Raw genomic sequence first — 12,051 nt, forward strand, 5'->3', positions numbered from 1 at the left:
CCCGAGCACGGCTTTCGGGACACCGCCCGGCGCGTCCTCGAGCAGCAGGAACGGCACGATGTGCCACAGGTACAGGCTGTAGCTGTAGCGGCCGACGCTCGCCAGCCAGCGGTGGCTGAGCAGCCGGGTCACGGCGCCCTGCTGGTTGCCGTAGCCCGTGTGGATCAGCAGCACGGTCGCGACCACCGCGACCGGCACGCCGGCCAGGCGGTAGAGCGGCTCCTTGCCGTCCGGCCCGAGCACGACGTACGCCGAGAGCGCCGCGAGGGCGAGCAGGGCGACCGCGGTCGCGTGCCGCGTGGGCCGGGTCGGCCGACCGCCGGCGGCGAACCACAGCGCGAGGGCCGCACCCACGAGCAGCTCGGCGGACCGCTCGAGGGGACCGAAGTAGAACCAGAACGCGCCCAGCGGCAGCGCGGCGGCGTACGCCGCGACCGCGACGAGGACGCAGACGGTCGCGAGACGCCGCGCGCTCCAGCCGCGGCGACGGGCGGCGAGGAGCGCGACCGGCCAAGCGAGGTAGAAGTACCACTCGACGGCCAGCGACCAGGTCTGGCCAAAGGGCTGCAGTCCGGGGAGCCAGAGGCTGCCGTGCTGGTCGGCCGCCCACAGCGCCGAGGTCTGCGTCAGCACGACGACACCTCGCCGGGCCACCTCGACTGGATCGACCGGGGCCCAGGGCACGAGGGCGTAGAGGACGGTGCCGCCGACGACGAGCCCGACCAGGGCCGGGTAGAGGCGGACGACTCGCCGGCGGACGAACGCGCCCCACGTGGCGAGTGCGGAGCCGTCGAGGGGGGTGCGCCACAGCATCGTGGTGATGATGAAGCCGCTGAGCACGAAGAAGACGTCCACGCCGACGGATCCGCCGTGGAAGAACGGCGTGTACCAGCTGAACCAGTGCAGGGCGAGGACGGCGCCGATGGCGACGGCGCGGATGCCGTCGAGGTAGTCGAAGCGCCCCGTCCCTGCCACGCGGGCGTAACGAATCGTGAGTGAGCGGGGTTATGCCCGCGTGTCGTGGCGTCGCGGTGGTCTGGCCCTGCTCGTGTGCTCGCTCGTGGTGAGCGCGGGCGGGCTGCTGCCCGCTGCCCCGGCCCACGCCGCCGCCGCGACCCGTCCGGACCGCTCGCGCATCGCCCCGATCGCCGCCGTCCCGGCCGACTCCGTCGTCGACGCGTACGGCGTGGGCATCCACCTCAACTTCCTGGACACGCCGTACGCCGACGCCGACGCGGTCGCCCAGCGGCTCGCCGACCTCGGCGTACGCCACGTGCGCGACGACCTCTTCCTCGACTCGCCGCGTCAGTACGCCGCGATCGCCACCGTCGCCCAGCGGGGGATCGGCTTCGACCTGATCATGGGCCGGCCCGACTCCGGAGCCACCCCGGCCGACTACGTGGACGCGGTCGCGACGCAGCTCCCGGCCGGCGCCGTCGAGAGCCTCGAGGGCGCCAACGAGTGGGACCTCTTCGGGCCCGACGACCCGGCCGACTGGGTGCCCCAGGTGAAGTCCTGGCAGCAGCAGCTCTACGCGGCCGCGAAGGCCGAGCCCGCGACCGCCGACCTGCCCGTGCTCTCGCCGTCCTTGGCGTTCAAGCAGAACTACTCCGTCGCCGGCGACCTGTCGCAGGATGCCGACGTCGCCAACGCACACATGTACCCGGGCGGCTACCGACCCGCCAACGAGATCCGGCAGATCACCGACGCGCTGCGCGCCTCCGTGCCGGGCAAGCCGCTCGTGACCACCGAGGCCGGCTACCACAACGCGGTCGGTGCGGACAGCGCCCATCCCGCGGTGCCGGAGGACGTCGCCGGCACGTACCTGCCGCGGCTGCTCCTCGAGCACGTGCTGCGCGGCGACCGGCGCATGTACGGGTACGAGCTGATCGACGAGTTCGACGACCCGGGCCGCACCGACCCCGAGGCGAACTTCGGGCTGCTGCGCCACGACCTCACGCCGAAGCCGGCGTACGCGGCGATGAAGAACCTGCTGGGCCTGCTCGCCGACCCCGGCCCGTCCTTCTCGCCTGGCTCGCTCGCCGTCGAGGCCACCGGCCTGCCACCCGGGGAGGGCCGCTACGTGCTGACCCAGCGGCGCGACGGCCGGTTCGTGCTACTGCTGTGGCGCGACGTGTCGGTCTGGGACGCGGCCCAGCAGGAGAAGGTGGACGTCGCTCCCGCCGACGTCACGCTGCGGTTCGCCGGGGCCAAGAACCTCGTGGTCCACCGGCCCTCGAGCGGCGCGGCAGCGCAGCGCCGGACCACCGCCAGCGCGCTGTCACTGTCGCTCGGCGGCGAGGTCGTCGCGGTGACGATCGGACCTCCCAGCCCGCCGACCGCCCCGGCGCCCACCCACGTGCGCGCGAAGCGGGGCAACGCGAGCGCCACCGTCACCTGGGACCTGCCGAGGACGAAGGCCCACGTGACCGGATTCGAGATCAGCCGGATCCCCGGTGACCACCCGCGCGTCGTACCGGCGCGGGCGCGCTCGCTCCGTGTCACCCGCCTGACCAACGGCACGCGCTACGTCTTCAACATCCGCGCGCTGACGGCGCACGGGTCGTCGCGCACGGTGTCGACCCGGCCCGTCGTGCCGGCCACCGTGCCCACGGCACCGCACCTCCGGGTGGTGCGGGCCGGCCCGCACCGGGTCACCGTCACCTGGACGCGCTCCGCCGGACGGGGCAGCCCGGTGACCGCCTACCGGCTCGTCTGCCTGGGCCGGACGGTCAAGGTCGGCCCGGGCAAGCGGCGCGCCACCATCGCGGGCCTGCCGTCGCACCGACGCGTCCGGGTCGCGGTCCGCGCCCGCAACGGCGTCGGGTGGGGACGCGCGGCGTACACGCGCTACGTGACGACGAGCGGCTAGCGGCAGGATGGGGCCATGGACTTCGACGTGGACCGCATCCGCAAGGACTTCCCGGCTCTCGACGGCGGGACGGCGTACTTCGACGGCCCCGGCGGCAGCCAGGTGCCCCGCCAGGTGGCGGACGCGATCGCGTCGACGATGACGGCCGGGCTCTCGAACCGGGGCACGGTCACGGCGACCGAGCAGCGGGCCGAGGATGTGGTCGTCGGGGCGCGCGGCGCCGTCGCCGACCTGCTCGGCTGCGACGCGGGCGGGGTGGTGTTCACGCGGTCGGCGACGCAGGCGGCGTACGACGTGTCGCGGGCGCTCGCCAAGCAGTGGGTCCCGGGCGACGAGGTCGTCGTGACCCGGCTCGACCACGACTCGAACATCCGCCCGTGGGTGCAGGCCGCCGAGCGCGCCGGTGCCGAGGTCCGGTGGGTCGGGTTCGACCGCGAGACGGCCGAGCTGCCCGTCGACGCCGTCCGCGCCGAGCTCAGCGAGCGGACCCGGGTCGTCGCGGTGACCGGGGCGTCCAACGTGCTCGGCACCCGGCCCGACCTGCCGGCGATCGCCGAGGCCGCGCACGCGGTCGGGGCGCTGGTGTACGTCGACGGCGTGCACCTGACGCCGCACGTGCCGATCGACGTGGCGGCGCTGGGGGCGGACTTCTTCAGCTGCTCGCCCTACAAGTTCTTCGGTCCTCACCACGGCATCGTGGTCGCGGCACCGGACCTGCTCGAGAGCCTGCGCCCCGACAAGCTGGTGCCGTCGAAGGACCAGGTGCCGGAGCGGTTCGAGCTCGGGACGCTGCCCTACGAGATCCTCGCGGGCACGACGGCGGCGGTCGACTACATCGCCGCCATGGCCTCGGACGCCGCGGACCGGCGCACCCGGGTGCTCGAGTCGATGCGCGCCGCGGAGGCGCACGAGGAGCGGCTGCTGGGACGGCTGCTCGACGGCCTGCGCGGCATCGCCGGCGTACGGCTGTACGGCGCGCCCGCCCGGCGCACGCCGACCGTCTTCCTCTCGGTCGAGGGACGCGAGGACCGCGCGGTCTACGAGCACCTCGCCGGCCTGGGCGTGAACGCGCCGGCCAGCAACTTCTACGCGATCGAGGCCTCGCGCTGGCTGGGCCTCGGCGACACCGGGGCGCTGCGCGCCGGGCTCGCGCCGTACACGAACGCCGACGACGTCGACCGGCTCCTCGACGGGGTCGCTGCCGCTGCGAGCTGAGTCAACGCCCGGGCAGCAGCACCTCGCGGTGGTCGAGCTCGCGCTCGAGGACGCGCAGGCTGGCGTCGGGCAGCTGACCGGTCTCGCGCATCCGAAGCAGCTCCTCCCGCTCGGCCTCGATGACGGCCAGGTGCAGCCGGACGGCGGCGTCGTACGCCGGGCTGGCCGGGATCTGGTCGTCGGCGTCCTCGAGGACGTCGAGCCGGTGCCGGTAGCGGGCGAGCCGGTTCTGGAGCTGCTGGCGGAGCATGGCGATGGCGGCGTCCTCGCCGGCGTCGTGCTCCCGGCCCTCGAGCTCGTCGAGGCGGGCGAGCCCGGCCTCCACCGCGGCCGAACGCGCCTCGTTGCGCAGCCGTGCCTGGTCGACGGCGTTGGCGCGCAGCCCGAGCGCTCGCACCAGCGGACCGAACGTCATCCCCTGGCCGACCAGGGTCACGAGCACCACCAGGAACGCGCAGAAGATCAGCAGGTCACGGTCGGGGAAGGGTGCGCCGCTGTCGGTCGTGCGCGGCAGCGTGTAGATCGCGGCGAGCGTGATCACGCCGCGGGTGCCGGCCCAGCTCAGCACCACGACCTCGCGAGCGGTGAGCCGCTCCCGGGTCCTGGGCAGCAGCTGGGTGACGACCAGCCACAGCGGCCGCAGCACCAGGGCGACGCCCACGCTGATCGCGGCCGCCGTCACGATCGTCGGGGTGTCGTAGTGGTGCAGCCCCTGCACCACGGTCGGCAGCTGCTGGCCGATCAGCAGGAAGACGAAGCCCTCCAGCAGGAAGCTCACCAGCCGCCAGACCGCGTTGACCTGGAGCCGGCTCGCGCCGGTGGTGCTGCGCGGGCTGTCGTGACCTGCCGCGAGACCGGTGATCACGACCGCGAGGACCCCTGAGACGTGGAGCTCCTCGCCGACCAGGTACGCGACGAACGGCGTCGCCAGGGAGACGGCGTTGAGGATCAGCGGGTCCTGCGACCAGTGCCGGATCCCGCGGATGGCGTAGGCCATCGCGAAGCCGACCAGTGCACCGCCGGCCGCGGCCACCACGAACTGGCCACCCGCCGACCAGGTCGAGAACCCGTCGCCGGTGGCCGCGGAGACCGCGACGGTCAGCAGGGTCAGGGCGGTCGCGTCGTTGAGCAGGCCCTCGCCCTGGATCAGCGTGAGTAGACGCGGCGGCAGGCCGACCTTGCGGCCGACGGCCAACGCCGCGACCGGGTCGGGAGGAGCGATCGCCGCGCCGAGGGCGACACCGGCCGCCAAGGTGGCGCCGGTGACGAAGAGCGCGAAGCCGGCACCGACGAGCAGAGCCGTCGCGAGCACGAGCGCCACCGACAGGCTGATCACCGTCCGCAGGTTGTAGCGGATCGCCAGCAGACTGGAGTCGAGTGCCGCGCTGTACAGCAGGGGCGGGATGAGCAGCGTCAGCACGAGCTCGGGGTCGATCTCGACGTTCGGGCCGGGCAGGACGGCGTACGCGATCCCGACCAGCGTGAGCAGCGCCGGCGCCGGGAGCCCGGTGCGTTCGGCGAACCGGTGCGTCAGGACGATCGCGGCGACGGCGGCGAGCACGAGCAGGAGAATCGTCGTGACATCCACGCCCCCATCCTTTCCTGCCGCCCCAACGGCCCTCCGGCCGGCTGGACGGCCGACGTAACGTGGCCCCATGAGCGACTACCAGGTAGTGAACCCGGCCACCGGCGAGGTCGAGCGCGAGTTCGAGACGGCGACGGACGCGGAGGTCCAGGACGTCCTCGCGCGGTCGCACGCGGCGTACGGCGCGTGGAAGCAGACCGACAAGGACGAGCGCACCAAGGTGCTGCTGCGCGTCGCCGAGCTGTACGACGAGCGCCGCGACGAGCTGGCGGGCATCATCGCCCGCGAGATGGGCAAGCGGGTCGCCGAGGCCAAGGGCGAGATCCGGCTGGTGAGCTCGATCTACCGCTACTACGCCGAGCAGGGGCCGGCGCTGCTGGCGGACACCCCGCTCAACCCCGCCATGGGCGGCGATGCGCTGGTCCGCAAGGAGCCGGTGGGTGCGCTGCTCGGGATCATGCCGTGGAACTTCCCGTACTACCAGGTGGCCCGGTTCGCGGCCCCCAATCTGATGATCGGCAACACGATCATCCTCAAGCACGCGCCGCAGTGCCCCGAGTCGGCGCTGGCGATGGAGCAGATCTTCCACGACGCGGGACTGCCGGCGGACGCCTACATCAACGTCTTCGCGACCAACGACCAGGCCGCCGACATGATCGCCGACCCGCGCCTCGTCGGCGTCTCGGTGACGGGCAGCGAGCGGGCGGGTGCGGCGGTCGCCGAGGTCGCCGGCCGCAACCTCAAGAAGGTCGTGCTCGAGCTGGGCGGCTCCGACCCCTTCATCGTGCTCGGCGCCGACGACCTGGGCGCGGCCGTGAAGGCCGCGGTCGTCGGGCGGATGGGCAACGCAGGCCAGGCGTGCAACGCGGCCAAGCGGATGATCGTCGTCGACGAGCTGTACGACGAGTTCGTCGAGATGTTCACGGGCGCCATGTCCGGCCTGACGCCGGGCGACCCGACGGACCCGAGCTCGGCGTTCGGCCCGCTCTCGTCCGAGAGCGCGCTGACCAACCTGCTCGAGCAGATCGACGACGCCGTCGGCAAGGGCGCGACCGTCACGACCGGCGGCAAGCGCGTCGACCGCGCCGGGTCGTTCATGGAGGCGACCGTGCTGACCGACGTCACGCCCGACATGCGCGCCTACTCGGAGGAGCTCTTCGGGCCGGCAGCGGTGATCTACAAGGTCGCCGACGCCGACGAGGCCGTCGAGCTCGCGAACAGCTCGCCGTTCGGCCTCGGCGGGGTCGTGTGGAGCCAGGACCCGGCGTACGCCGAGCAGGTCGCCGACCGCCTCGACACCGGCATGGTCTGGATCAACACCGCGCAGGGCTCCGCGGCCGACCTCCCGTTCGGAGGCACCAAGCGCTCCGGCGTCGGGCGTGAGCTCGGGGCCTACGGCATCGAGGAGTTCGTCAACAAGAAGCTCATCTACAAGCCGAAGGTCGGCTGACGGTGCGCGCCCGGCTCGTGGCCGCCGGCCTCACCGCGGCGGCCGCGGGCGTCGGCTTCCTCGGCACCAAGCCGGACAGTGCGTGGTACCGCGCGCTCGACAAGCCGTCCTGGCAGCCGCCCAATGCGGCGTTCCCTCTCGTCTGGACGCCGCTCTACGGCCTGATCGGCTGGGGCACGGGGCGGGCGCTCGAGCAGGCGGGACCCGACGGCGGTCGACTGCTCACCCTGACCGCCGCCGATCTCGCGCTCAACGCGGGCTGGTGCTGGGCGTTCTTCGTCAAGCAGTCACCGGCGACCGGGCTCGGCGTGATCGTCGCCCTCGACGTCGCGAACATCGCGCTCCTCCGCGAGGCGGTCAAGCACGACCGGACCGCAGCCCTCGCGCTCAAGCCGTACGCCGTCTGGACGGGGTTCGCCACCGCGCTCAACGCGTCGATCTGGTGGCGCAACCGCGGCTGAGACTCATCCAGGGACTCCCGCTCCCTGGACGAGCGCGGCCTTCATCCGCCCGCCCGACGCGGGCACGGTGGAGGCATGAACACAGAGACGAACCAGAAGATCGCGATCGTGACCGGCGGCAACCGCGGGCTGGGCCGCAGCGAGGTGCTCGCACTGGCGAGGACCGGCGTGGACGTGCTGCTGACCTACCGCACCAGCGCCGACGAGGCGGCCGCCGTGGTCGGCGAGGTCGAGGGCCTCGGGCGCCGCGCCGCCGCGCTCCGGCTGGACACGACGGAGACGGGGACGTTCGCGGCGTTCGCCGACGACGTACGGCGTGAGCTCGCCGAGCGCTGGGGCCGGGACACGTTCGACGTGCTGGTCAACAACGCCGGCGCCGTGGTGAACACGCCGGTCGGCGAGACCACCCTCGAGCAGGTGCGGCCGATGGTCGACGTGCACTTCGTCGGGCCGGTGCTGCTGACCGAGGCGCTGCTGCCGCTGGTCGCGGACGGCGGCCGGATCATCAACACCTCGACCGGGCTGGCGCGGTTCACCGGCGACCCGGCGTACTCCGTCTACGCCTCGATGAAGGGTGCGATCGAGGTCTACACGCGCTACCTCGCCAAGGCCCTCGGCCCCCGACGGATCGCGGTCAACGCGATCGCACCGGGAGCGACCGGGACCGACTTCGGCGGCGGCTACCTGCGCGACAGCGACCAGGTGCGCGACCACCTGTCCGGCCTGATCGCGATGGGCCGGGTCGGCGAGCCCGACGACATCGGAGCCGCGGTCGCCGCGCTCGCCTCCGACGCCATGGGCTGGGTGACCGGCCAGCGGATCGAGGCGTCCGGCGGCATGAACCTGTGAGGATGGTCGGCATGGACCGCGCGCAGCTCGCCGACTTCCTCCGCACGCGTCGCGAGGCGCTGCAGCCGGAGGACGTGGGCCTGCCGCGCGGTCCGCGCCGTCGCGCGGGCGGGCTGCGGCGCGAGGAGGTCGCCGCGCTCAGCGAGATGTCGGTGGACTACTACACGCGCATCGAGCAGGAGCGGAGCACCAACCTGTCGGAGCAGATGCTGGCCGCAATGGCCCGCGGCCTGCGGCTGTCGCTCGACGAGCGCGACCACCTCTTCCGGCTCGGCGGGCACCCGGTGCCCGAGCGGGCGCTGCGGACCGACCACGTGGACGCCGGCATCATGCGCATCCTCGACCGGCTCGCGGACACGCCGGCGATGGTCGTCAACGGGCTGGGGGAGACGCTGCTCCAGACCGCGCCGGCGATCGCCCTCGTCGGCGACGAGACGTCGTACGACGGCCTGCGCCGCTATGTCGTCTACCGGTGGTTCACCGACCCCGACGCCCGGCGGATCTACCCCGACGAGGACCACGACTTCCACGGCCGGGCGTTCACCGCCGACCTGCGCGCGGCCTACACCCGCGACGGCGGCCCCGGCTCGCCGGCCGCGGCGATCGTCGGAGCGCTGCTCGCGGAGAGCGACGAGTTCACGCGGGTCTGGGCCGAGCACGAGGTCGGGATCAAGCACACCAAGCTCAAGCGCTTCCGGCACCCGGAGGTCGGTGACCTCGAGGTGCACTGCCAGAGCCTGTACGACGTCGACCAGTCGCAGGCGCTGCTGGTCTTCACGGCGGCGCCCGGCACCGAGAGCCACGAGAAGCTGGCGCTGCTGACCGTGCTCGGCGCGCAGCGCCTCGGTGGCGGCTGACCGGCGTCCGTGTCGGCCATTCGGCCATTTCTCGCGCTCATCGGTACCCATACGCCCGGGTGCCCCTCTAGCGTCCGAACCGACCCGGGGAGGTCGCCATGCCGGACGCGGAGACTCATGAGGCGACGGCGCGCGCCCTGCTGGCGCTGTCCTCGGAGTGGACCGTGCTCGACGACGTGGTGTGGCCGGGTCGCAAGCCTGCCGACATCGACCAGGTCGTGGTCGGTCCGGGCGGCGTCTTCGTGGTGGTCGCAGGCCGGACCGGGAGGTCGGCCGCCGCGTCCTGCCGGAGCGCCGTCGCGGTCCTCGCGCGGGGTGCGCGCCTGGGTCGGCGCACGGTCCACCCGGTGCTCTGCTCGACCGATCCGCACCCCGACGACCTGGGCGACGACGTGCTGCTCTGCACGCCCGAGACCATCGTGCCGATGCTCCTGGCGCAGCCGCGCACCCTCGAGCGCGACGAGCTCCACTCCGCCAGCACCACCGTCACCACCCAGGTCCGGCGCGTACGCCGACTCCGCCGCAGCCTGACGGGCGGCGCCACCCGGCGCGACCGCAGCACCGGCTCGACCGGTCGGCTGGCGATCTTCCTGCTCCTCGTCGCGGCCACGGTCGCCGTCTCGCCGTGGGCCGCGGACCGGCTTGAGGCCGCGCGGGCCGGCGATCCGCCACCCGTGCCGGAGCTGGGGGAGACGCTCCGCCTCGCCGGCACGGCCGAGCGCCCGCCCCTGGACCTGACGGTCGAGCAGGTCGAGTCGCCGGGCCGGGCGTACGTCGTCCGGCTGACCGTGCGCAACGACGGCGCCCAGCCCTTCGAGATGGACACCCTCGAGGTGGGGCTCACGCTCGACGACCTGCGGGCGGCGTCGGCCGTCGGACGGCCCCGGGCCGAGCTCGCCGGCGCCGCGCTGCAGCCCGGCAAGGAGCGCGCCCTGACCTACCGGTTCACGGTCCCGACGGACCGGCACCCGCAGGTGGTCGCGGTCGTCGTCGGCGACCGCCGCGCCGACCGCGCCAGCTGGCAGGTGCCCGAGCACTAGCGCGCCACGCTGCCTGGACGTGGCCGGAGGTACGACCAGAGGTCACCGGGACGTCACCCGAGCGGTGCCTGGCGGGAGCAACGTGGAGTGCATGACCTCTCTCGGGCAGCACTTCCATCGACGTACCCTCTTCCGCGCCGGAGCCCTGGGCGCCGGCGCCGCCGTCACCCCCGCCGTCACCCCCGCCGCCTCCGGACGGGCCGCCGGCCTCGTCTCCCGCCGGCTCGAGCTGCCGTACGGCGTGCAGAGCGGCGACGTCACCTCGCGCGACGCCGTGCTCTGGGCGCGCTCGTCGGGCCCCGGCCGGCTCGTCGCCGAGATCGGCAGCGGCCGGCACCGGACCCGGGTGAGGGGCCCGTGGGCCGACGCGGACAGCGACTACACCGCCAAGATCGCCCTCGACCACCTGGCGCCCGGACGCGAGTACGCCGTCCGCCTGTCGTTCGAGGACGAGCGCGGCCGGCGGGGCGAGCAGCAGGTGGTCCGCTTCGCGACCGCGTCCGACCGGCGGGCCGGCACCAGCTTCGTGTGGACCGGTGACAGCTGCGGCCAGGGGTGGGGGATCAACCCCGAGCTCGGCGGCCTGGTCGGCTACCGCCGGATGCTCGAGACCGCACCCGACTTCTTCCTGCACTCGGGCGACACCATCTACGCCGACGGCCCGATCGCGGCGACCGTCACCGAGCCGGACGGCCAGGTGTGGCGCAACGTCGTCGCCGAGGGCGTCGGCAAGGTGGCGGAATCCCTGGACGAGTACCGGGGCCGGCACCGCTACACCCACCTCGACGACAACTTCCGGGCGCTGGCGGCGGCCGTCCCGATCGTGCCGCAGTGGGACGACCACGAGACACGCAACAACTGGTACCCGGGCCAGATCATCGAGGACGACCGCTACACCGAGCGCCGGGTCGACGTGCTCGCCGTCCGGGCTCGCCGCGCCTGGCAGGAGTACCAGCCGATCGCCGACCCCCGGGCCCACCGGCGCGGGGACGGGTTCGCGCCCGCTCGGATCTACCGCAGGGTCGAGCGCGGCCGGCACCTCGACGTCTTCTGCCTCGACATGCGCACCTACAAGGACCCCAACACCCCGGGCCTCGAGACCGAGCGCACCCACATCCTGGGGGCCGAGCAGACCGACTGGCTGATCCAGGAGGTACGCCGCTCGCGGGCGACCTGGAAGGTGATCGCGGCCGACCTGCCCCTCGGGCTGGTCGTGCCGGACGGCGCCGTCAACCAGGAGAGCCTCTCCAACCGCGACCCCGGCGCCCCGCTCGGCAAGGAGCTCGAGATCGCCGCGGTGCTGTCGGCCTTCAAGCGGCACGGCGTGCGCAACGTCGTCTGGATGACCGCCGACGTGCACTACTGCGCGGCCCACCACTACGACCCGGCGCGGGCGGCCTTCACCGACTTCGACCCGTTCTGGGAGTTCGTCGCCGGCCCGATCGCCGCCGGCACGTTCGGTCCCAACGACCTGGACGCGACCTTCGGGCCCGAGGTCGTGTTCAGCAAGCACGCGGCGGCGCCCAACGAGTCGCCCCGGACGGGCAACCAGTTCTTCGGGCACGCCGACATCGCCGACGACGGCCGGCTGACGGTCAGCCTGCGCGACCTCTCCGGGTCGGTCCTGTTCAGCAAGGACCTGGAGCCGGAGGACTAGTCCAGGAGCGCCTGTCTATACGGAGACACCCGCAACTTAGGTCCCCCTTGCCAGGAGGAGCACAC

The 12,051-nt window shown here is 73.4% G+C and carries 9 protein-coding genes and 1 pseudogene; 8 read left to right on the forward strand and 2 right to left on the reverse strand.

What is annotated here, in order from left to right:
• Positions 1-24: 24 nt before the first annotated feature.
• A pseudogene (locus ASC77_RS27435) lies at positions 25-975 on the reverse strand (acyltransferase family protein); the annotation flags it as partial.
• Positions 976-991: 16 nt separating this feature from the next.
• Between ASC77_RS27435 and ASC77_RS12235 the strand changes: the two are divergent.
• Together ASC77_RS12235 and ASC77_RS12240 are read left to right on the forward strand one after the other, a co-directional pair.
• Positions 992-2,872, forward strand: coding sequence for a fibronectin type III domain-containing protein (locus ASC77_RS12235; protein ID WP_156391050.1), 1,881 nt, complete (start codon positions 992-994; stop codon positions 2,870-2,872).
• Positions 2,873-2,887: 15 nt separating this feature from the next.
• Positions 2,888-4,087, forward strand: coding sequence for a cysteine desulfurase-like protein (locus ASC77_RS12240; protein WP_056152820.1), 1,200 nt, complete (start codon positions 2,888-2,890; stop codon positions 4,085-4,087).
• Position 4,088: 1 nt separating this feature from the next.
• On the opposite strand, the gene ASC77_RS12245 is transcribed toward ASC77_RS12240, so the two are convergent.
• Positions 4,089-5,675, reverse strand: coding sequence for a Na+/H+ antiporter (locus ASC77_RS12245; protein WP_056152823.1), 1,587 nt, complete (start codon positions 5,673-5,675; stop codon positions 4,089-4,091).
• A gap of 67 nt (positions 5,676-5,742) precedes the next feature.
• On the opposite strand from ASC77_RS12245, the gene ASC77_RS12250 reads away from it, so the two are divergent.
• The 6 genes from ASC77_RS12250 (at position 5,743) to ASC77_RS12275 (ending at position 11,986) form a co-directional block, all read left to right on the forward strand.
• On the forward strand, positions 5,743-7,122 hold the full coding sequence (locus tag ASC77_RS12250; protein ID WP_056152826.1) for an NAD-dependent succinate-semialdehyde dehydrogenase: 1,380 nt from the start codon (positions 5,743-5,745) through the stop codon (positions 7,120-7,122).
• A gap of 2 nt (positions 7,123-7,124) precedes the next feature.
• Positions 7,125-7,583 (forward strand): TspO/MBR family protein, encoded by a 459-nt coding sequence (locus tag ASC77_RS12255; protein WP_056152829.1) that lies wholly within the window; start codon positions 7,125-7,127, stop codon positions 7,581-7,583.
• Between the two features lie 75 nt (positions 7,584-7,658).
• Positions 7,659-8,432: an SDR family NAD(P)-dependent oxidoreductase gene (locus tag ASC77_RS12260; protein ID WP_056152832.1), complete on the forward strand. Its 774-nt coding sequence runs from the start codon at positions 7,659-7,661 to the stop codon at positions 8,430-8,432.
• A gap of 11 nt (positions 8,433-8,443) precedes the next feature.
• Positions 8,444-9,289, forward strand: a complete 846-nt coding sequence (locus ASC77_RS12265) for a helix-turn-helix transcriptional regulator (protein ID WP_056154082.1) — start codon at positions 8,444-8,446, stop codon at positions 9,287-9,289.
• Between the two features lie 98 nt (positions 9,290-9,387).
• Positions 9,388-10,329, forward strand: coding sequence for an NERD domain-containing protein (locus tag ASC77_RS12270; RefSeq protein WP_056152834.1), 942 nt, complete (start codon positions 9,388-9,390; stop codon positions 10,327-10,329).
• 91 nt (positions 10,330-10,420) lie between these two features.
• Positions 10,421-11,986: an alkaline phosphatase D family protein gene (locus ASC77_RS12275; protein WP_056152837.1), complete on the forward strand. Its 1,566-nt coding sequence runs from the start codon at positions 10,421-10,423 to the stop codon at positions 11,984-11,986.
• The last annotated feature ends 65 nt before the right edge of the window (positions 11,987-12,051 follow it).

The sequence above is a fragment of the Nocardioides sp. Root1257 genome, from assembly GCF_001425175.1.
Taxonomy (GTDB): domain Bacteria; phylum Actinomycetota; class Actinomycetes; order Propionibacteriales; family Nocardioidaceae; genus Nocardioides.